Source organism: Actinoplanes sp. NPDC000266, from assembly GCF_042899005.1.
GTDB lineage: Bacteria > Actinomycetota > Actinomycetes > Mycobacteriales > Micromonosporaceae > Actinoplanes.
Genome location: NZ_JBIAZI010000004.1, coordinates 292,703 through 310,907, shown reverse-complemented (window position 1 = coordinate 310,907; position 18,205 = coordinate 292,703). Strand labels below are relative to the sequence as shown.

At 70.4% G+C, this 18,205-nt stretch carries 22 protein-coding genes; 10 read left to right on the top strand and 12 right to left on the bottom strand.

From position 1 onward, the window contains the following. Nucleotides 1–8: 8 nt before the first annotated feature. From ACFY36_RS18005 to ACFY36_RS17980, 6 genes are all read right to left on the bottom strand, one after another. Nucleotides 9–530 carry an NUDIX domain-containing protein gene (locus ACFY36_RS18005; protein ID WP_499747091.1) on the bottom strand — a complete coding sequence of 174 codons (522 nt, stop codon included), beginning with the start codon at nt 528–530 and terminating at the stop codon, nt 9–11. Next, complete coding sequence (locus ACFY36_RS18000) at nt 527–1,117, bottom strand: class I SAM-dependent methyltransferase (protein WP_499747090.1); 591 nt, start codon at nt 1,115–1,117, stop codon at nt 527–529. The genes ACFY36_RS18005 and ACFY36_RS18000 overlap by 4 nt, the downstream gene beginning before the upstream one ends. Continuing rightward, a complete protein-coding gene (locus ACFY36_RS17995) occupies nt 1,114–1,905 on the bottom strand; it encodes an ATP-grasp domain-containing protein (protein ID WP_499747089.1) in 792 nt (263 codons plus the stop codon). Before ACFY36_RS17995 ends, ACFY36_RS18000 begins: the two co-directional genes overlap by 4 nt. A gap of 23 nt (nt 1,906–1,928) precedes the next feature. Beyond that, the gene (locus tag ACFY36_RS17990) at nt 1,929–3,374 is read right to left on the bottom strand and encodes a serine/threonine-protein kinase (protein WP_499747088.1); all 1,446 of its coding nucleotides are present in this window, start codon (nt 3,372–3,374) and stop codon (nt 1,929–1,931) included. 146 nt (nt 3,375–3,520) lie between these two features. Then, complete coding sequence (locus ACFY36_RS17985) at nt 3,521–4,585, bottom strand: mechanosensitive ion channel family protein (protein ID WP_499747087.1); 1,065 nt, start codon at nt 4,583–4,585, stop codon at nt 3,521–3,523. A 73-nt stretch (nt 4,586–4,658) separates the two neighbouring features. Beyond that, nucleotides 4,659–6,455 (bottom strand): cellulose binding domain-containing protein, encoded by a 1,797-nt coding sequence (locus ACFY36_RS17980; RefSeq protein ID WP_499747086.1) that lies wholly within the window; start codon nt 6,453–6,455, stop codon nt 4,659–4,661. A 190-nt stretch (nt 6,456–6,645) separates the two neighbouring features. On the opposite strand from ACFY36_RS17980, the gene ACFY36_RS17975 reads away from it, so the two are divergent. The 5 genes from ACFY36_RS17975 to ACFY36_RS17955 all read left to right on the top strand — a co-directional run bounded on the left by ACFY36_RS17975 (nt 6,646) and on the right by ACFY36_RS17955 (nt 10,860). Then, nucleotides 6,646–8,793 (top strand): ATP-binding SpoIIE family protein phosphatase, encoded by a 2,148-nt coding sequence (locus tag ACFY36_RS17975; protein ID WP_499747085.1) that lies wholly within the window; start codon nt 6,646–6,648, stop codon nt 8,791–8,793. Nucleotides 8,794–8,940: 147 nt separating this feature from the next. Then, on the top strand, nt 8,941–9,711 hold the full coding sequence (locus ACFY36_RS17970; protein WP_499747084.1) for a VOC family protein: 771 nt from the start codon (nt 8,941–8,943) through the stop codon (nt 9,709–9,711). A gap of 29 nt (nt 9,712–9,740) precedes the next feature. After that, nucleotides 9,741–9,932: a DUF3072 domain-containing protein gene (locus tag ACFY36_RS17965; RefSeq protein WP_097325934.1), complete on the top strand. Its 192-nt coding sequence runs from the start codon at nt 9,741–9,743 to the stop codon at nt 9,930–9,932. A 99-nt stretch (nt 9,933–10,031) separates the two neighbouring features. Then, the gene (locus ACFY36_RS17960) at nt 10,032–10,253 is read left to right on the top strand and encodes a helix-turn-helix domain-containing protein (protein WP_499747083.1); all 222 of its coding nucleotides are present in this window, start codon (nt 10,032–10,034) and stop codon (nt 10,251–10,253) included. A 1-nt stretch (nt 10,254) separates the two neighbouring features. After that, nucleotides 10,255–10,860 (top strand): Clp protease N-terminal domain-containing protein, encoded by a 606-nt coding sequence (locus ACFY36_RS17955; protein ID WP_499747082.1) that lies wholly within the window; start codon nt 10,255–10,257, stop codon nt 10,858–10,860. A 598-nt stretch (nt 10,861–11,458) separates the two neighbouring features. On the opposite strand, the gene ACFY36_RS17950 is transcribed toward ACFY36_RS17955, so the two are convergent. Both ACFY36_RS17950 and ACFY36_RS17945 read right to left on the bottom strand, forming a co-directional pair. Then, nucleotides 11,459–11,866: a hypothetical protein gene (locus tag ACFY36_RS17950; protein WP_499747081.1), complete on the bottom strand. Its 408-nt coding sequence runs from the start codon at nt 11,864–11,866 to the stop codon at nt 11,459–11,461. 29 nt (nt 11,867–11,895) lie between these two features. Then, nucleotides 11,896–12,363, bottom strand: a complete 468-nt coding sequence (locus ACFY36_RS17945; protein WP_499747080.1) for a GNAT family N-acetyltransferase — start codon at nt 12,361–12,363, stop codon at nt 11,896–11,898. A 58-nt stretch (nt 12,364–12,421) separates the two neighbouring features. Here ACFY36_RS17945 and ACFY36_RS17940 point away from each other — a divergent pair, with 58 nt between their 5' ends. From ACFY36_RS17940 to ACFY36_RS17930, 3 genes are all read left to right on the top strand, one after another. Then, a complete protein-coding gene (locus ACFY36_RS17940) occupies nt 12,422–12,862 on the top strand; it encodes a MarR family winged helix-turn-helix transcriptional regulator (RefSeq protein WP_498690138.1) in 441 nt (146 codons plus the stop codon). 1 nt (nt 12,863) lies between these two features. Continuing rightward, nucleotides 12,864–13,811 (top strand): pirin family protein, encoded by a 948-nt coding sequence (locus tag ACFY36_RS17935; protein ID WP_499747079.1) that lies wholly within the window; start codon nt 12,864–12,866, stop codon nt 13,809–13,811. A gap of 289 nt (nt 13,812–14,100) precedes the next feature. Next, nucleotides 14,101–14,598, top strand: coding sequence for a DUF397 domain-containing protein (locus tag ACFY36_RS17930; RefSeq protein WP_499747078.1), 498 nt, complete (start codon nt 14,101–14,103; stop codon nt 14,596–14,598). 182 nt (nt 14,599–14,780) lie between these two features. Here the strand turns inward: ACFY36_RS17930 and ACFY36_RS17925 are convergent, their stop codons facing one another. Next, nucleotides 14,781–15,137, bottom strand: coding sequence for a DUF6401 family natural product biosynthesis protein (locus ACFY36_RS17925; protein WP_499747077.1), 357 nt, complete (start codon nt 15,135–15,137; stop codon nt 14,781–14,783). A gap of 91 nt (nt 15,138–15,228) precedes the next feature. On the opposite strand from ACFY36_RS17925, the gene ACFY36_RS17920 reads away from it, so the two are divergent. After that, a complete protein-coding gene (locus tag ACFY36_RS17920; protein ID WP_499747076.1) occupies nt 15,229–15,612 on the top strand; it encodes a hypothetical protein in 384 nt (127 codons plus the stop codon). A 20-nt stretch (nt 15,613–15,632) separates the two neighbouring features. Here the strand turns inward: ACFY36_RS17920 and ACFY36_RS17915 are convergent, their stop codons facing one another. Then, the gene (locus ACFY36_RS17915; RefSeq protein WP_498690132.1) at nt 15,633–15,839 is read right to left on the bottom strand and encodes a hypothetical protein; all 207 of its coding nucleotides are present in this window, start codon (nt 15,837–15,839) and stop codon (nt 15,633–15,635) included. Nucleotides 15,840–16,057: 218 nt separating this feature from the next. On the opposite strand from ACFY36_RS17915, the gene ACFY36_RS17910 reads away from it, so the two are divergent. Next, nucleotides 16,058–16,645, top strand: a complete 588-nt coding sequence (locus tag ACFY36_RS17910; RefSeq protein WP_499747075.1) for a hypothetical protein — start codon at nt 16,058–16,060, stop codon at nt 16,643–16,645. Between the two features lie 49 nt (nt 16,646–16,694). On the opposite strand, the gene ACFY36_RS17905 is transcribed toward ACFY36_RS17910, so the two are convergent. Both ACFY36_RS17905 and ACFY36_RS17900 read right to left on the bottom strand, forming a co-directional pair. Next, nucleotides 16,695–17,159, bottom strand: a complete 465-nt coding sequence (locus ACFY36_RS17905; RefSeq protein ID WP_499747074.1) for an SRPBCC family protein — start codon at nt 17,157–17,159, stop codon at nt 16,695–16,697. Further along, complete coding sequence (locus tag ACFY36_RS17900; protein ID WP_499747073.1) at nt 17,156–18,199, bottom strand: YihY/virulence factor BrkB family protein; 1,044 nt, start codon at nt 18,197–18,199, stop codon at nt 17,156–17,158. Before ACFY36_RS17900 ends, ACFY36_RS17905 begins: the two co-directional genes overlap by 4 nt. Between the last annotated feature and the right edge of the window lie 6 nt (nt 18,200–18,205).

The window sequence follows — 18,205 nt, the reverse complement described above, 5'->3', positions numbered from 1 at the left end:
GCCCGAGCCTAGAACAGCTTGTACAACGTCAGGGCGGCCAGCGACGGCGCGTCCACGATGCCGCCGGACCGCAGCATCGCGGTGATCTCGTCGTCGCTGAACGCGCGATGGACCATGTCCTGCTCGGTCGCCTCCCGGTCCGGCTCACCCTCGGCCAGCTCGGTCGCGAGATAGACGTCAAAACCTTGGGTCGAGTAGCCGTACGCCTCATAAAGATGTCCGAGATGGGTCAGTTCCTCGGCCCGCAGGCCGGTCTCCTCGGCCAGCTCGCGCCGGGCCAGCGCCGTCTGATCGCCCTCGTGCCCGGCGCCCCAGCTGCCCTGCGGGAACTCCCACGCGCGCCGCCCCACCGGATAGCGGAACTGCTCGACCATCCAGAACCCCCGCGACCAGCGCGGCAGCACGAGCGCGAAGTCCGGTTTCTCGACCACGCCGTAGATGCCGGGGCTGCCGTCCGGCCGCTGGACCTGGTCCTCCCGCACGGTCATCCACGGGTTGCGGTAGACGACGCGACTGCTCACCTGCTTCATGGTTTCCTCCCGTGCACCCGCTCGACCGTTCCCGCCTTGAGGCGCTGAGATTCGACGATCTCAAAACCCGCTTCCCGTACGCCGGGAAGCTGCCGCCGGGTGAAATGTTCCCCCGCCATCGGGATCGTGAGGCGTTCCAGCACCCACTGCGCGGCCCGCACCGGGGCCGAGCGGCCGCCGACGTGGTCGAGCAGCAGCAGGCGGCCGCCGGGCACGAGGACGCGTTTCATCTCGGCGATCGCGGCGGCCGGGCCGGGAATCGTGCACAGGCCGAGCGCGCAGACCACGGTGTCGAAGGTGGCGTCGCGAAACGGCAGATGCTCGGCGTCGGCCATCGCTTTGGTCAGCCCGGCCCGGGGCGCGATCGCCAGCATGCCGGCGCTCAGGTCGACACCGGTCACGGTGACGCCGGGCGGGTAGTGGGGCAGCTGCCGCCCGGTGCCGACGGCGACCTCCAGGACCCGCCCGGTGGCCCGCGCGCCGATCCACTCGCGGCCACCGGCGAACCAGTGCCGCTCGAGGAACTTGATCTGATCGTCGTAGCGCGGCGCCGACCGGTCCCAGACCCGCCGCTGCTTGTCGGTCACAGGATCACGTCGATCAGTTCGGCCGCCGGTGTCGACACCGGACGGTCACTGACCTGCCCGTCGCCGAGCTCGACGACCCGCCACCGCCCGTCCCGGTGCCGCGCGAGGTCGACGGTGACGAAGGGCAGGCCCGCGACGGCGCCCTTCAGGAACGACACGTCGATCTCGGGCGGGGCCTCGCCGGGGGTGTCCGGATGCGCCGTGATCAGGCGGCACTCGCCGCCGACCCACCACGTGCGGGCCTCGGCGCCGGTGAAATCCTCGAAGCGCCGCAGCACGAACCCGCCGGTGAAGTCGTCACCGCGCAACTCACGGAACCGCGCGGCGACGGCCCGGGCTTTCCCGGAGTCGGCCAGATCCGGGATGTACGCCGCCTCGTGCCAGTAATGCTTCATCGATTTCGTGTAGTCGCGCAGAACCGCCGCCCCGTGCGCGCCCAGCGCCGCCCGCGCCTCGTCGAAGTCACCCCAGGCCGACTCCGGCGTGAAGGGGGCGAGCGCGGCGTACCAGCCGGGCAGCTCGTGAGCCCGCCGGTATTGCCCGGCGCTGGTCCGCAGGCGGCCGCCGCACGCCTCGGCCAGCCCGGCGTAGGCCTCGCTGGTGAGCATCCACCCGCGGTAGACGGCCGGCTCGTCGCCGTCGATCGTCCTCGCCTCGCCCGCGGCCAGGGCATCGTGGTCGACCAGCGTCACCGTGTGACCGGCGGCGCGGGCCGCGGCGGCCTCCTCGGCGAAGTGCTCGTCGACGCGGCGCGGATTCAGGACGTCTCGCGGCACCAGCAGATTCATCTGCCTTTGATATCAGGATTGCCCTAACGGGCACCTAACAGGAAGCCCCGCTGCCGGAAGGCGTCCACCAACGCCGCCTCACTGCCCGGCGGGCCCTGCAGGAAACAGGCGACCGCCTCGGCGCTGTCCTCCCACCAGATCGCCCACGGGACGCCCTCCGCGGTCCGGGTCCGCGGGTAGCTGTAGAAGCGGCCGTGCAAGCCGGAGTCCGGCCGATGCCAGGAGTCGCGCCACCCGCCTCTGTTCTCCAGCTCTCTGCTCGCCTCGCTCGCCGGGCGGTCCCCGGCCATCGCGCCCGGGTCGGGCCACTCCGCACAGAACAGCTTGATGGAGGTCGTGACCGCGCAGACGTCCATGGACTTCTTGTCGCCCTTCTTGGCGTACGGCTGGCAGGCGACGCCGGGCCAGAAGGCTTCGTACGTCTTCGGAAGCGACAGCGCCACCGAAGCCGACGTGGGCGGCATCGGGTCCTCCGGCGTCCGGGACCCGGCGGACAGACCGGGAACGGTCCAGATCAGCACTCCCGCGACCGCCACGGCCCCGATCAGGGCGGCCACCGCCTTGCCGGTGTTCCCGTGCCGCGGTGGTGGCGGGGCCGGGCGTTCCACCCGGGTCGGCGGTGGTGGCGGCGGCGCGGGCCGGGCGCCGGCCGGCGGCTGGTTGGGGCGCCGGCCGAACAGCAGCATCCGGGCCTGCGCGGCGGCCGGCCGGCTCTCCGGGTTCTTCCGCAGGCACGCCCGGACGGTGGCCAGCAGGGGCTCGTCGACACCCTCGAGCCGGGGCCGCCGGGACAGGATCGCGTGCGCCACCCGCTCGCGGTTGTCACCCGGGAACGCCTGCGCGCCGGTGGCCGCGAACACCATCGTCGACCCCCACGCGAACAGGTCGGCGGCCGACGTCAGCGGATCGTTGGCGATCTGCTCCGGCGCCATGTAGGGGAACGATCCGGCGACCTCGCCCACCCGCAGCGTGGAGTCCAGCGCCTGGGCGATCCCGAAGTCGATCACCCGGGCGCCGCCCTGCCCGAGGATGATGTTCGCGGGCTTGAAGTCGCAGTGGACGATGCCGGCCTGGTGGATGGCTTCCAGCGCGGTGAGCGCCTGCATCGCCACCTGGAGCAGGTCGCTGTCCTTGAGCGGCCCGATCTCCCGTACGTGCTCGGCGAGGGTGAGCCCTTCGATGTATTCGCTGATGATGTACGGCAGTTCGCCCGTCACGTCGAAGTCGAGCACCTTGGCCGTCACGAACTGCGCGACCTTGCGGGCGTTCACAAGTTCCCGGTCGAGGTTCCGTTTGAGCGCGCCGCTCGGATCCCAGTCGACCCGCAGAACCTTGGCCGCGACCCGTTTCCCGTCGGGGCCGGCGGCGAGATAGACCTCGCCCTGCCCGCCCCGCCCGATCCGGGCGAGTGTCGTGTAGGGCCCTATCCGCGGCGGGTCGTGCGGCCCCAGCTTCGCCGGTCGCGACATGGCGCCTCCAGACAAGCGAACACCCATTGTGTGCAGGTGATCACTGCGCGCGCAATGGTCGTCGCTCTCAGGTGCTGTAGGTGCCGCCGGCTCCCCAAACAGGGCTCGGCCCAGCTTTCCGCGTCACCGGTCGCCGGGGTGGTCGGTCAGCGGTCTTTCGGGTCGGTCGGCAGCCGGCGGGTCGTGGCGTCGTCGTCCGGCGGGATCACCTGGGTCTCGTCGGCGCCGATGACGATCGTGTCGTCCGGTCCGGGATTGATGATCGTGGTGTCCCCGGTCCCGGACGTGATCACCGTGACGGTCTCGTCGCCGGCGAGGCCAGGAGAGGTGGTCTCGTCGGCGGCGGGGCCAGGGGAAACGGTTCGGGAGGTGGGATCCGCGGAGGGCGATCCGGAAGCAGACGAGCGCGGCGGCGGAATCACCTGGGTCTCATCCGCGGAGGCGAACGCGGAGGCGGCGGCTGGGGCGGAAGCGGGCGCGGAGCCAGGCGCGGAAGCGGGCGCGGCGGCCTGGGCGGTGGCTGGGGCAGTGGCGGCGGGCTCGGATGTGGCTTTCCGCTCGCGCTGGGCGGCGTAGGCGCGGGCCTGGTCGCGGATCGTGCTGGACTCCGTGGCGGCGCGGGTCAGCCAGTCTTCCCATCGGGACTGCATGGGCCGGATCAGGCCGCCGCCCACGCCCACGATGATGACGCCGGCGATGGTGGCCAGGACGGCGATCAGCACGGGCTGGGTTACCGACGTGGCGATGCCCACCTGGTCCAGGGCGGCGATGACCCCGAGCGTGACGACGACGGCGGAGACGGCGCGGGCCAGCAGGCGGGCGTACGGCAGGGCGCCCAGCGCGCTCACGATCAGGTCGGCGGCGGCCCGGCCGACCGCCACGGCCACGACGACGATGACGACCGCCACGAACGCGCGGGGCAGCCACGCGATGACCGCGGAGAGGAGGTCACTGACCGGGTTCGGCCCCCACAGGCCGAAGGCCGCCTGCAGCGCGAACAGCAGCACCCCGTAGAAGACGATCTTCCCGCACAGGACGCTCGGAGTGATCTTCAGCCGGGACAGGGGAGAGCGGTCCAGCCCGGCCCGGGCCAGGCCCTTGGTGGCCGCCGTCCGCAGCAGGCGGGCCACCAGCCATCCGATCAGGACGATGGCGGCGAACCCCAGCGCCGTCGGGATGAACAGCAGCACCGAACGCCACATGTCTTCCATCGCGCCTCCTCGCTCTCCGCGCCCGTTCTTCCCGCGACCATAGGACGCAACGAGCGAGGAGCGCGAGGGACGTTCAGGAGCAGGCGTTCCCGTTGATCGTGCAGCCGCTGGGAAGATCGTCGCCGTCGGACTCCATACCGAACGTGAAGGTCACCGAGTTCCGCGCCCCGACGGTGGCGCCACCGAAGGTGACCCGGCTTCCGCCGGCCGACGCCGAGACACCACCACTGAGGACGGTGATCGTGGCGCCGCTCGGGATGGTGAACCTGACCTGCCAGTCAGTGACGGCCGCCGCATTGGGGTTATTCACGGTGACGGTGCCCACGTACCCACCGTCACCACCGTTGTCGAAACCGTAGACCGCCGTCAGCGGCGCCGAGGCGGTCGTGGTCGGCGCGGGCACGAGCGTCTTGGTCGGCGCCGGAGACGCGGTGGTCGGCCGTGCCGCCGGCGCTGTGGGAGAGGGTTTCACCGTGGCCGGCGCATTCGCCACGGGCGGCGCCGTGGTCGCCGCCTCGGTGGTGGGCGCCGCCGTGGTCGGTGACGCGCTGGTGCTCGCCGGCGACGCCGACACCGAGGGCGCCGTGGTCGTAGGCTCGGCGACCGGCGCGTCCTCCGTCGGCGCCGCGGTCTCGACCGGCGCCGAGGTGGCCACGGCCGCGGTGGTGGGCGACGACGAGGAGTCCGGCCGCAACACGATGTAGCCGGCCGCCCCCGCCAGGAAGACCCCCATGGCCGCCAGCGCCACGACTCCGGCCCGGCGCCGGTTCCCTTCACGGTGACTACGAGGCTCGGCCCGGGGCGTGGACAGATCGATCATGGCGGTCTCACCCGCCACGGTCCCGTTCCCGTCCTCACCCCAGGGCCCCGCGAACAGAGCAGTCTCGGCCTCGGCGAGCCGCCCGCCCGCCGCCGCTCCGGCCCGCCCGACCCAGGGGTCACTTTCCGGCGCACCCAGGCCCGTCCCGGTAGCGCCGTACGGGTCAGCGTCGACACCGGCTTGCTCGTACGCCTCGGAGCCCGGCCCTTCCCGCCCGTCGCTCATCTCCAGCCCGGCGCCGTCGCGCGGATAGGCCCCGGCCTCGTCGGCCTGCGCCCGGTAGGCATCCTCATCGTGGCCGTACGCGCCGCCCTGAGACCCGAAAGCATCCCGGCTCCGCGCGTAAGCGTCCTCCGCCCCGAGAGCGCCGGAGTCCCGCTCATACGCACCGGCTTCCGGCCCGTACGCGTGCGCGTCCTGCCCGTACTGGTCGCCGTCGCGGTCGTATCCCTCGCCGCCGGGCACATAGGTGTCGTTCCGGTCGAAGGCGTCGTGCCCCGCGGAGTAACCCCCGTCGTGCCCTGCTGAATAGCCCCCGTCGTGACCCTCGGAATAGCCGTCCTGGCTCGCCGGGTAGGCGCCGTTCCCGAAGGCGTCGAAGCCGTCCGCCTGGGCGCCGCCCTGCTCAGCGGAAGCGGCATAGGCCTCGTTCTGGGCATATCCGTTATATCCGTTGCCGTCAGCTGAATACGCATAACCGTGCGGCTCAGCCCACGTCTCGTTCGCCGCGCCGCCGGTCCACTCCTCGCCGGCGTTCTGGTACGAGATGTCGCCGGCGCCGTCGTACGGGATGTCGCCCGTCCGCTGGCGGGGGATGCCGCCGGTGTGATGGTCCGGGAAGTCGTCGCTCGCCGGCTCCGGCCAGGACGCGTCGCGGCGCGGTGGCCATGAAGGGTCGAACGAGGGCCGGGGCGCCTCGAACCGCGTCGTCTCCGCGTCCGCGGGCGGCGCGGCCGGGAAAGCGGAAAAGGCATCGTCGGAGCCCGGGTTCTGCCGCACGTCGGCGCGGTAGTCCGGTGCGCCATGGCGGGGGCGGCGGTCCTCGGTCACGGCCGCGACTATAAGTGAGCAAGTTAAGGACGGCGACGCTTTCGGGAGCAACAACCGGCTACCCTCAGTGACTTCGCGCGGGGTGGGCTGCGGACGCTCCGGATAGTGCGGACTGGTCGTACCGTCAAGAATCGGACGGTTGGCCGGTGCGGCATCGTCCGAATGGCGGAGTCGGGATACGCTTTCCGACATGGCCGGCAGCACGGGTGGGGTGAGCCCTTCAGTCATGCCTGAGCTGCCCTCGGCGTCCCGTCTCGTGCATGAGGCCGATTGGTCCGCCACCGCCCTGGGTGCTCGCGACGGCTGGGACCCGGCCGTCGCCGCGACTATAGAGCTTCTGCTCGGCTCCCCGATGCCGATGGCGTACAGCCATGGTGATGATTTTCTGCTGATCTACAACGACGCGTACGCGGACCTGATCGGCTCTCTGCATCCCTCCGCCCTGGGCCGCCCGGCCGCCGAGGCCTTCGGTGACCTGTGGCGCGCCCCCGGGCTCGGCGGCGCGATTCAGGACGTCTACCGCACCGGTCAGCCCTTCCTCGAGGCCGAGACCCAGCTGACCGTCGTGCGCGGCCCCGCCGGCCGGCCCGAGCAGGCCTTCTTCACCCGCGGCCACTCGGTCGTGCGCGACCGGCGGGGTGAGGTCACCGGCGTGCTGACCGTCGCCGCCGAGACCACCCAGGTCACCCGCCGGCTGCAGAGCCTGGGCGACCTGACCGCCCGGCTGGCCGGCGCGCTCACCGTCGACGACGTGGCCCGGGTCGTGCTCGGCTACGCCTCGGCCTCCTTCGACGTCGACCACTGCGTCTTCGCCGTCGACGACGGCGGGGCCTACCGCTATGTGCGCCGCATCCGCGGCGAGATGCTCGACGAGGCCGACGAGCGCCTGCCCCCGGTGTGGAAGCGCGCGCCCAACGATCCCCGGGCCCCGCTGGTGGCCGCGGCGACCAGCGGGTCGCCGTCCTTCGTGACCGACGGCGAGCCGTTGCGCGAGGTCGCCACCGACCGCCACGAGCAGCGGGTCCGTTCGCTGGCCTCGCTGCCGCTGCGCACCGCGTCGCTGACCGGCGCCCTGACCATCGGCTACCGCCACGCGCACACCTGGCTGCCGGCCGAGCGGGCGCTGCTCAACGCGGCCGCCCAGCTGGTCGGGCAGGCGGCCGAGCGGGCCCGCCGGTTCGAGGCCCAGCACGGCACGGCCCAGTTGCTCCAGCGCAGCATGCTTCCCGAGCATCTGCCCGAGTTGGACACGTTCCGCATAGCGGCCCGCTACGACGTCGGTGTGGACGGCAACGCGGCCGGCGGCGACTTCTACGACGCGTTCACCCTGCTCGACGGCCGCCTGGCCATGGTGCTGGGCGACGTCGCGGGCCATGACGTGCGGGCGGCGGCCGTGATGGGGCAGGTGCGGGCCGCCCTGCGGGCGATGGCGCTGACCGATCCGGCCCCGCCGAGTGTCCTGGCCGGACTCGACCGGCTGGTCGGCTCGCTCGGGGCCGAGTCGCGCAACGAGGAGATCTTCGTGACCGTCGTCTACGGGGTGCTCGATCCCGCCGACGGCACGATCACCATGTCCAGCGCCGGCCATCCGCCGCCGGTGCTGCGCCGGGCCGGTGTGGCCGGTGAGGCGCCGACGGCCGAGCTGGTCAAGGTGCCGCCGGGCGCGCCGCTCGGTCTGGGCGGCCGCTGGCAGACCGGTCAGGTGCGGCTCGAGCCGGGCGACACGATCCTGCTGTTCAGCGACGGGGTCGTGGAGCGCCGCGGCCGGGCGCTGAACGACGGCCTCGACGCGCTGGTCGCCGTGACCGCGTCCGCGGCCAGCGGCGATCCGCGGAATTTGTGTGCGCTGGCGACGACCGCGGTGCCCGGCGCGACCGACGACGACGTCGCCGTGCTCGCGGTGGAGCGCGCCGTCGCGATGAGCCGGTCGGCGACCATGCTGGTGCCGGCCGAGCCGACCGGGCCTTCCCGCGTACGACAGTGGATGACCACCCGCCTTCGTGAGTGGAGCCTGCCCGAGACGGTGATCGGCGCCGCCATCCTGTGCACGAGCGAGCTGACCACGAACGCGCTGCTGCACGCGGGCACGCCGGCCCAGGTGCACATCGACCTGAACGCGGAGCGGCTGCTGGTCTCGGTGGCCGACACGGGCACCCGGGGCACCGTGATCCGTGCGCACGCGGACACGATGAGCAGCCGCGGCCGCGGCCTCGGTTTGATTGAAGAGTTGAGCGATTCGTGGGGGACCGACCCGTCGGTGCGGGGCTCCACGGTGTGGTTCGAGATGCTCGTGCCGGGCAGGAGCGCTCCCACGGGCGCCGACTCACCAGCAGATTAACGATCACGTTACATGTAACGTACGTACGGTCACCTTGTGTAGCGGAAAGACGTTCTAAAGCGGACATTGAACCCCGGGGTAGTGACGGCGCGTATTCATTGCCGTAGAGTCATTCGCAAATCGGGGACGTCCACGTTGGAGCGGTATATGCGGATCAGAGGCTTTGCGCCGTCGACCCCCTGCTGGGTGGAGCTCACCACGCCGAACCCGGACGAAGCCGCCGGTTTCTACGGTGGTCTCTTCGGCTGGCGGCTCGACGGTGATCGATTCACGCTCGACGGCCGCGCGGTGGCCGGACTCAGCCGGAGCCGGTCGGATCGGCCCGAGGGCTGGCTGACCTATCTGGCCGCCCCCGATCTCGAGGGCACGGCCGAGCGCGTCTCGCAGGCGTACGGAAGAGCTTTGACCTGGCCCGAGGAACGTGACGGAGCGCGCAGCGCGATCGCCGCCGACGGCGCCGGCGCGGTCTTCGGGCTGTGGCAGTCGGCGGGCTTCGCCGGCATGCAGGAGCGCGGCGTGCCGGGCACGATGGCCTGGGCCGACCTGCTCACCGACGACGTGGCCACGGCGACGTCGTTCTACGCGCGGGTGTTCGGCTGGACGCTGACCCACGAGTTCGGCAGCGGCGAGTGGCTGACCGAGGCCCACGACTCGGTGGCCGGCCTGATCACCGGCCGCTACGGCGCCCGCTGGCAGCCGTCGTTCCAGGTCGCCGACTGCTCGGACGCCATCGACCGGGTGGCCGGGCTGGGTGGTCGCGTGGTGAACGGGCCGGTCGAGCTGGGCCTGGGCCACTACGCCGAGATCGTCGACCCGTTCGGCGGGACGTTCGCGGTGACCTCGCCGGTCGCCCGCGAGGTGCGGCTCGACGTCGCCTACAACGACATCATCGGCATGGAGTTGACGTACGGCGGGTAAGGGAACAGGCGTTCGAAGGAGGAGAGCTCATGACGACGACGAACGCCGAGAAAGACCCGTCGGACTGGACCACCGGTGACGAGCCGGCCACCGGCGCCCAGGAGTCATACCTGCACACTCTGGCCACCGAGGCGAAGGAAGAGGTGCCGGACGGCCTGACCAAGGCCGAGGCGTCGGAGAAGATCGACGAGTTGCAGGAGAAGACCGGCCGCGGCCGCTGAGTTTTTTCAGGGCCGGCCCCCGAGTGGGGCCGGCCCTTTTTTACGCTCTCCACGTCAACCTCGGTTGACACAGCCGTCGTGTCAACGTAAGTTGACAGCATGACCGAAGCAACCGATCTCGCCGCGGCGGCCGGGAGCACCGACCCCCGGGTCGGGCTGCGCGCCGTCGTGGCCCTGCGCCGCCTGCTCGAAGGGCTCGAGCATCTCCAGGTGGCCAACGCCCGCCGCAAGGGCTGGTCCTGGCAGGAGATCGCCGACGCGCTCGAGGTGACCCGCCAGGGCGTACACAAGAAGCACGCCCGCACCATGCCGGAGGACTGACATGTTCGAACGATTCACCACCGCCGCCCGCGAGGTCGTCGTCCGGGCCCAGGTCGAGGCCCGCGAGCTCGGCCACGGCCACATCGGCACCGAACACGTGCTGATCGCGCTGCTCGCCGACCCGGACGGCCCCGTGGCCACGGCGCTGAAGGACAAGGGCGTCACCGCCGATTTCGTACGCCAGGAAGCGCGCCGAAAAGTCGAGCACACCCCGCCCCTCACGCCGGTCGACGCCGACGCCGAGGACAGGGCGGCCCTCAAGGCGATCGGCATCGACCTCGACGCCGTACGGGCCGCGATCGAGCAGAACTTCGGAGCCGGCGCCCTGAAGCTCCCCCCACCCGAGCCGAAGAAGCGCGGCCTGTTCAGCCGCCTCACTTCGGCCGGCGGTCACATCCCCTTCACCAAGCGCAACAAGAAGGTGCTGGAGCTGTCGCTGCGCGAGGCGATCCGGCTCAACCAGAAGTTCATCGCCCCCGAGCACATCGCGCTCGGCCTGATCCGCGAGGGCGAGGGCCTGGCCATGCTGATCCTGAGCGAGAAGCAGGTCGACTTCGACCGCCTCCGCGACGACCTGTCCCGCTCGGTGAAGAGCCAGGCCGCCTAGACTCCGATCGGCGGCGCGCTCCCGCGTCATGGAGTGACTGCCGCCAGGCGGTAAACGCCTTCCGCCGCGCTCATGAGGCGCAACGAAAGGCGTCAGATCGAGATGACTAGGGTTTGGCCGGTTGTCCGTTGCCGTATCTCAGTGCGCCCCAAACCAGCAGCTCCAGCGTAAGAGTTGCCGAGAATCCGCCAGCTCCGAAGCCTACGGTGGCCATTAAGGACGAGCCGTCAGCCCACGCGAGCCAAGCTGCGACGATGGCAACAATGGCGGCGAATAAAACAAGACTGAGGATTACAAGAGAGTTCTTGGACACACCTCAGATCACACACTAACAGCGGAGCTTCGTCCATCAACCCCAATGCGAACTTCGGGTGGGGTTTGAAAGCTTTCTATACGGCGTAAACACTCTTTCGTGCTGCCAATTCGCCGAATTGATCACCCTTGCGTGGCAGTACCGCGTGACATCTTCCCGGGAGGACAACTTGCTGGCAGACCCGTCAACCGCGCCTTCGGCTGTCCACCAGCTGACCGCGAACCGGTGACGGGCGCGAAGATGGTGATCACCAGCGACCGGCTGCTCCCTCCGCCCTCCTGACGGCTAGCGGTAGTAGAGGCGCAGTTGGTGGCCGTCGGCTGTGCGGTGCCAGCCGACGTCGCCCAGGGCCTCGACGTCGGGGCGGCGGGTGAGCCACTCGGCTGCCATGGCGAAGGCCTCGGCCGGGGTTCGGCCGATGAAGACGACCCGGCGCTCCCACTCCTCGTAGACGGTGGGCGCGCCGGTCGCGGCCTGCGTTCCGCGCGGACCGGTGACTATCGCTGTGGGGCCGATGCGGCGGCCGTTGCGTACGCCCTGGACGAACCAGTCGTTGACCGTCTCGTCGTGTTCCACGGTCCAGCCGTCGAGGCGGCCTATGTCGTCGGCGATGACCCGGCGGGCCCGGTCGAGCGCCGCGTCGAGCGTGGCGAAGTCGATGTCCTCGCCGTTGTACTCGACCCGGTACGCCATGCACGGTGATGATAGGGGCCGGAGGGCGGTTAACGAAGCCTCAGGCGCATCGCGGGGTCGGCGGTGCGACGGAAGCCGAGCGATTCGTAGAGCGGCTCGCCGTCGGGGGAGGCGCGCAGGTCGACCCGGTGGATGCCCCGGCCGCGGAACCAGTCGAGCAGGGCGGTCAGGCACGCGCGGGAGTGGCCGCGGCGGCGCTCCGAAGGGTCGGTGACGACGCTGAAGACGTAGCCCATCCGGCCCGCCGGGTCGCCGGGGCCGCCCAGGCGCTGCTCGATGGTGCCGACGGCGCAGGCCGCGAGGCCGCCCTCGGCGCGGTCGACCACGAAGGCGGTGAGGGCCGGGTCGGCCTCGGACAGCTGCTTGACCAGGGTCTGGCGGGCCGGCTCGCGCCAGTCGTCGTCCCAGGCCGTGCCCCGGTCGAAACTCCGCAACATCACCGCGCGGAGCCGGACCAGCTCGGCGGCGTCTTCGGGCACAGCCTGGCGCGCAGTCATGCAGATCATGCTAGGCGGTGCTTGTTATTTCAGATTTGAAAGAGATACAGTTCTTGTCATGGCCGAACCGCTGTCCGCCGCCGAGGCGATCGCCTGGCGCACCTTCATCGAGAGCTCGTGGGCGCTGCACACCCACCTCGAGGACGAGTTGCGCGCCGACACCGGTCTCAGCATGAACGATTACCACGTTCTCGTGGTGCTCTCCGAGGCCCCCGAGCACCGGCTCCGCATGGGCGAGCTGGCCGGCCGCCTGGTCTTCTCGCCGAGCCGCATCACGTACCAGATCAGCTCGATGGTCAAGCGCGGCCTGGTCCGCAAGCAGCCCTGTCCCGAGGACGGCCGCGGCCAGGAGGCCGTGCTGACCGACGAGGGCCTGGCCGCCCTCGAGGCCGCCGCCCCGATGCATCTGGTCACCGTCCGCGACAGCTTCATCGACCGCCTCGACCCCGACGAGCTCGACGTCATCACCCGCGTGTTCAGCAAAGTAAGGAAGTCCTGAGATGCCCGCCATCACCGTCGACGACGTCCTCGTCCTGCCACGGCTTCCCCAGCTCGACCACACCGCGGCCGTCCGCCCGGTCCGCCGCCTGACGACCGCACCGCAGGGCTTCGAGGGTGAGGGTTTCCCGGTCCGGCGCGCGTTCGCCGGCGTACCCCTGGAAGAACTTGACCCTTTCATCCACCTCGACCAGATGGGTGAGGTCGACTACGCGCCGGGCGAGCCCAAGGGCACGCCGTGGCACCCGCACCGCGGCTTCGAGACCGTCACCTACATGATCGACGGCATCATGGACCACCAGGACTCCCTGGGCGGCGGCGGCACGATCACCAACAGCGACACCCAGTGGATGACGGCCGGCCGCGGCATCCTGCACATCGAGGCCCCGCCGGAGCACCTGGTCACCAGCGGTGGCCTCTTCCACGGCCTCCAGCTGTGGGTCAACCTTCCCGGCTCGGCCAAGATGATCGACCCGAAATACCAGGACATCCGGGGCAGAGAGTCGGCCCTGCTCACCACCCCCGACGGCGGCAGCCTGATCCGGGTCATCGCGGGTGAGATCGCGGGTCACCAGGGCCCGGGCTCCACCTTCACCCCGATCAACCTGGCCCACGTGACCCTGCAGCCGGGGGCGCAGCTCGACCTGCCGTGGCAGCGCACGTACAACGCGCTGGTCTACGTGCTGTCCGGGCGTGGAACGGTCGGCGCCGACAAGCGCCCGATCCAGATGGGCCAGCTGGCCACGCACGGCACCGGCGATGCCATCCGGGTGAACGCCCACGACGAGATGGATCTGTTCATCATGGGCGGGCGCCCGATCGGTGAGCCGGTGGCCATGTACGGCCCGTTCGTCATGAACACCAAGGCCGAGCTGAAGCAGGCGTTCGAGGATTACCAGAAGGGCCGCTTGGGCGTCGTCCCCGCGGTCCGGATGCCGCACACTGACTGACGGCACCACCCGCGAGGCACAGCCGGCTCATGCCGATCGGCTGTGCCTCCCGCGTTTCAAGAGACTGCGCCGCTGTCGCCCACGGCGAGGCGGCCGGAGGGTTGCCCGCCCGGCCTTCGGTTGCCGGCCGCGGGAGCATCCTCGGGCTCTTCGATCCGCCATCGAGCCTGCCGAGGGCCGGCGCGTGCATGGTGCCGCGGGCTGTGAGGTCCTCCTGCCTGAACCTCCTAGTGGCGAGCGCAAGATTGATCCGGCACTATTAGTGAGCGGATGGTCGCTAGGAGGAATGATGGTTGAGCGTCGCGATGGCGAGGGGATCAAGTGGCGGCGCTCGAGTCGCTGCTCTGGCGATGCCTGCATCGAGGTCGCCGACATAAGTCACTGGGTTGTCATCGCTCCGGCGATCATGACGGGTGCGTGGCTTACGCTGCGTACCGTCGTCAAGGAAGTCGGGTTGACGATTCGGTCCAATACTCAGCAGCGCGAGATGACCACGCGGGCCCGGTTGGCGCAAGAAGGTCAGACTGGGCGAAAGCTAATCGAGCAAAACGGGCTTACCGTGCGCAAGTTCTCGGAGCAAGACACTCGTAAATTCCGAGAGATGCTAGACGCCGGGGTATTGCCAAAGGAGTTGGCGAGCGCAATCGCCGAGGCTGGTGGTGTCGTTCTTGAAGAGGGCGTCGCGGTGAGGGACAGCAAGAACCCTGGTGCCCCAGCGCTGACGTTTACGCGAAGCGACTGGCATGCCTTCCTGGACCAAGTGGCGTCAGGGTTCCCCGAGCGGTAGTTCCGATTGGTGCGCGGCCCAAGATGCTATGCCGCTTCGTGCGGGGGCGGGGGCGGAGACAGCCACCCCTCCCATGTGCCGCGGGGGCGCGCCGGGATATGAGGAGGGCCGGTGCCGGGGAATCCCCGGCACCGGCCCTCGAAAATGAAAGGTCGGTCTACGGCGTTGCTACGGGCGGCAGCTCAGTTGGCGATGGGCAGCGTGCGGGCGAGGGCGCAGACCGCCAGGAGGCGGCACAGGACCCAGTCGCTCTCGGACCAGTCGATGACGGCGACCGGCGGGCGCCAGCCGTGGGTGAAGGCGGCGTCGCGGACGCCCTCGGCGTAGGCGGCCAGCAGGACCGCGGTGAGCGGGCGGACGTCGGCCGACAGGCTGTCGCGGATGCCCGCGGCGTGCTGGTCGACGATGGCCATCAGGCCCGGGTTGGCGTCGGCGGCCGGGAGGCCGGAGACGCCCACGGTGTCGTGCAGCTCGGTGAGAGCGGCGTGGGCGGAGCGGAGAGCAGCACGGGCGGCGGCGCCGGAGAACAAACCATTCATGAGAAGAAAGTTAGAGACGCTGAGGTAGCTGACGGTTCTCCGGACGGGTGCAGCTCGGTTGAAGCTGTTCTCCCGGGGAAAGATCCGAGTCATGGACGACAAGACGGTCGAGGCGCTGGGCAAGCTGAGTGAGGCGCTGGAGACGACCGAGCACGCCCGGGGGCATCTGTACGCGATGCACCAGCTCACGGGTGCGGCCGACTTCCAGCTCGACGAGGCCGTCTCACTGCTGCGCGAGGCCGGGCACGACGAGTTGGCCGACCGGGTCCAGACGGAGCTGATCGGGCGCAACGTCATCCCCGGCCACTGGACGTTCCAGATCGTCGAGGAGTACGACGACGGCTACTACGCCGAGTTCCGTGCCCTCGAGAAGGCGGCGCGGGACGAGCTGGCGGGTGGGCGGCGCCATCTTTACGAGGCCGCGCTCAAGGAGAAGCGCCGCACACACGGAAGAGCGGGCCACGAGGCCCGCTGAGGGTGGACGGCGCAGGGGCTTTACTCGACCGGTTCGACGGCCGGGCGACGGCGCTGGGCGTCGTCGGCGAGGATGACCGTGGCCACGACCAGGGCGACCACCACGGCGAAGAGCCACGAGGCGTCGTCGATCAGCTTGGCGGCCAGCGGGGCCTGGAAGGCGGCCAGGAGGAAGCCCAGCCAGGCCAGCTGACGCTGGCGGTCGGTGAGGAATCCGGCAGAACGCATTCGGACAGTCTGGCTCGGAAAGGGCGGATCGCCGTCACCCGTTCGGCCGATTTTGCGTTGGTCCGATCGTGCCCCGAGTGTTGCGTCAAGGTCGCTCAACAATGCTGTTTCTGCTGGTCGGAGCGTTGCTCCTGGCAGGGTGCCAGGAGCCCACGATCGCGCAGCAAGCCCCTGGCCGGGTGGCTGTGGGAGCGCTTCAAGGGCGTACCCAGGCGATTTTGACCGTTGACGACGCCGCCTCGCGGGTGCAGGTGATCATGGCCAGCCTGCCGGGGATGCTCTATCGGGTCACCACCCCGGCCGGGAGCGGACTGGAGCCGCACGTCCGTGTCGAGGGCCTGTCGGTGCGGGCGAGTCTGCGGCCCACCGGGACGGACGGGCCGCACGAGGTGCGCATCGTGCTCAACCGGGACGTCCGGTGGGGCATCCGGCTGCCCGCCGGGGCCGGTGAGCAGCAGCTCGACCTGGTCCGGGGCCGGGTCACCCGGGTCGATCTGGGCCCGTCGGGGCTGATCGAGCTGCGCCTGCCCGAGCCGGTCGGCACCGTTCCGGTGACGTTGCGCGGCGGCGTGGGGACGCTCTCGGTCACCACGCCGTCCGGGGTGCCGCTGCGGATCGGCCTCGACCGGGGCGCCGGGTCGGCCACCACGCCCTGGACGGGGGCCGAGACGGTGGCCGCCGGGACCTATCTCGGTCCCGCGATCTGGCCGGCGGCCCGGCATCGCTACGCGCTGCGGGCCAAGGAGGGCATCGGCTTCTTGACTGTACGGAGGTCGGCCACCCATTCCGGCAAGCCGCGCACATGACAGCGGGAACGGCCGCACGAGGCGGCCGTTCCCGATGCGTTGCGGACGATCAGGCGCCGGGGCGGTCGACCTGGCCGCGCCAGCCGCCGGTCTCCATGCCGCCACGGCCCTCGATGTACTCCTTGAACCGCTTGAGGTCGCCCTTCACGCGGCGGTCGACGATGCCGAGCTTGTCGCCGGCGTTCTCGACCAGGCCCTGCGGGTCGTAGTCCATCTGGACCGTGACCCGGGTGTGCGTGTCGTCGAGCCGGTGGAAGGTGACCACGCCGGCCTGCTTCTCACCCTCGGTGGACTTCCAGGCCACCCGCTCGTCCGGGAGCTGCTCGGTGATCTCGGCGTCGAACTCGCGCTTGACGCCGGCGATCTCGGTCTTCCAGTGCGTGTGGGTCGCGTCGAGCTGACGGATCTCGTTCACGCCCTCCATGAACCGGGGGAACTCCTCGAACTGGGTCCACTGGTTGTAAGCGGCTCGCACCGGCACGTCGACGTCAACGGACTCGGTAACCGTACTCACGGTGTCTCCTCCTCATGATGTTTCCCCGCCTTGCTGACATCAGACGTGCCCGGCTCGGGAGGAGCTAAACGCGGGGCGAGCGGAGTTTGTGGATCTTCGTCGCCGGCCTGGCGCAGCCGCTGCCGCAGCACCTCGGCGTTGACCTGCACACCCAGCAGCAGCGCGGTGTTGGACAGATAGATCCAGACCAGGAAGGCCACGATCGCGCCGAGGCTGCCGTACGTGCGGTTGTAGGAGCCGAAGTTGGCCACGTACAGGCCGAAGCCGAACGACGCCACCGACCACGCCATCAGCGCCACCGCGCCGCCCACGGTGAGCCAGCGGAAGCGGGGCGTCTTCACGTTCGGGGCGATCCAGAACATCAGCGACAGCACCACCATCGCGATCACCACCAGCACCGGCCAGCGGCCCACCGACCACACCTGACGGGTGGTCGCGCCGGCGTGCAGGGCGTTGCCGAGCGCGTCCACGACCGGGCCGCTGATGACCAGGCCGGCCCCGATGGCGGCCAGCAGCACCAGGGCCACCGCGGCCAGCGCGATCTGGAGGATCTCCAGCCGCCACCAGACCCGGCCCTCCCGGACGCCGTAGATGCGGTTGGAGGCGCGGGTGAACGTACCGACGTAGCCCGAGGCCGACCAGACCGCCAGCAGCAGGCCGAAGCCGAAGAGCACCTTGGCCGAGGACTGCTGCACCAGCAGGGCCTGGATCACCGAGATCAGCCCGTCGTTGTCGACGACCGAGCCGATGCCCAGATCACGCAGGATGTTGAGGGCGGCGTCGAGCACGGTCGAGCCGTCGGTGACCAGATTGACCAGCGCGACGATGACGACCAGGGACGGGATCAGCGCCATGAAGGTCTGATAGGTCATCGCGGCCGCGAAGTCGGAGCAGTCGTCCTCGACGTAGCCGACCAGGCTGCGCCATCCGACCGAGCGCCAGCTCCTCCAGCTGAGCTGACGAAGCTTCAGGGGTACCGGGCCGGGCGTAAGGTCCGCCGCATGCGCCTCGGACTCCCGGTCGAGCGTCGGCTCAGCCACGCTCCG

Excerpts from the sequence above, each read along its gene's own strand:
- ACFY36_RS18005 (WP_499747091.1), bottom strand. The coding sequence starts at position 530 with ATGAAGCAGGTGAGCAGTCGCGTCGTCTACCGCAACCCGTGGATGACC.
- ACFY36_RS17970 (WP_499747084.1), top strand. The coding sequence starts at position 8,941 with ATGCGGATCAGAGGCTTTGCGCCGTCGACCCCCTGCTGGGTGGAGCTC.
- ACFY36_RS17975 (WP_499747085.1), top strand. The coding sequence starts at position 6,646 with ATGGCCGGCAGCACGGGTGGGGTGAGCCCTTCAGTCATGCCTGAGCTG.
- ACFY36_RS17920 (WP_499747076.1), top strand. The coding sequence starts at position 15,229 with ATGGACGACAAGACGGTCGAGGCGCTGGGCAAGCTGAGTGAGGCGCTG.
- ACFY36_RS17945 (WP_499747080.1), bottom strand. The coding sequence starts at position 12,363 with ATGACTGCGCGCCAGGCTGTGCCCGAAGACGCCGCCGAGCTGGTCCGG.
- ACFY36_RS17930 (WP_499747078.1), top strand. The coding sequence starts at position 14,101 with ATGGTTGAGCGTCGCGATGGCGAGGGGATCAAGTGGCGGCGCTCGAGT.
- ACFY36_RS17925 (WP_499747077.1), bottom strand. The coding sequence starts at position 15,137 with ATGAATGGTTTGTTCTCCGGCGCCGCCGCCCGTGCTGCTCTCCGCTCC.
- ACFY36_RS17940 (WP_498690138.1), top strand. The coding sequence starts at position 12,422 with ATGGCCGAACCGCTGTCCGCCGCCGAGGCGATCGCCTGGCGCACCTTC.
- ACFY36_RS17985 (WP_499747087.1), bottom strand. The coding sequence starts at position 4,585 with ATGGAAGACATGTGGCGTTCGGTGCTGCTGTTCATCCCGACGGCGCTG.
- ACFY36_RS17915 (WP_498690132.1), bottom strand. The coding sequence starts at position 15,839 with ATGCGTTCTGCCGGATTCCTCACCGACCGCCAGCGTCAGCTGGCCTGG.
- ACFY36_RS17935 (WP_499747079.1), top strand. The coding sequence starts at position 12,864 with ATGCCCGCCATCACCGTCGACGACGTCCTCGTCCTGCCACGGCTTCCC.
- ACFY36_RS17955 (WP_499747082.1), top strand. The coding sequence starts at position 10,255 with ATGTTCGAACGATTCACCACCGCCGCCCGCGAGGTCGTCGTCCGGGCC.
- ACFY36_RS17950 (WP_499747081.1), bottom strand. The coding sequence starts at position 11,866 with ATGGCGTACCGGGTCGAGTACAACGGCGAGGACATCGACTTCGCCACG.
- ACFY36_RS17965 (WP_097325934.1), top strand. The coding sequence starts at position 9,741 with ATGACGACGACGAACGCCGAGAAAGACCCGTCGGACTGGACCACCGGT.
- ACFY36_RS17960 (WP_499747083.1), top strand. The coding sequence starts at position 10,032 with ATGACCGAAGCAACCGATCTCGCCGCGGCGGCCGGGAGCACCGACCCC.
- ACFY36_RS17995 (WP_499747089.1), bottom strand. The coding sequence starts at position 1,905 with ATGAATCTGCTGGTGCCGCGAGACGTCCTGAATCCGCGCCGCGTCGAC.
- ACFY36_RS17990 (WP_499747088.1), bottom strand. The coding sequence starts at position 3,374 with ATGTCGCGACCGGCGAAGCTGGGGCCGCACGACCCGCCGCGGATAGGG.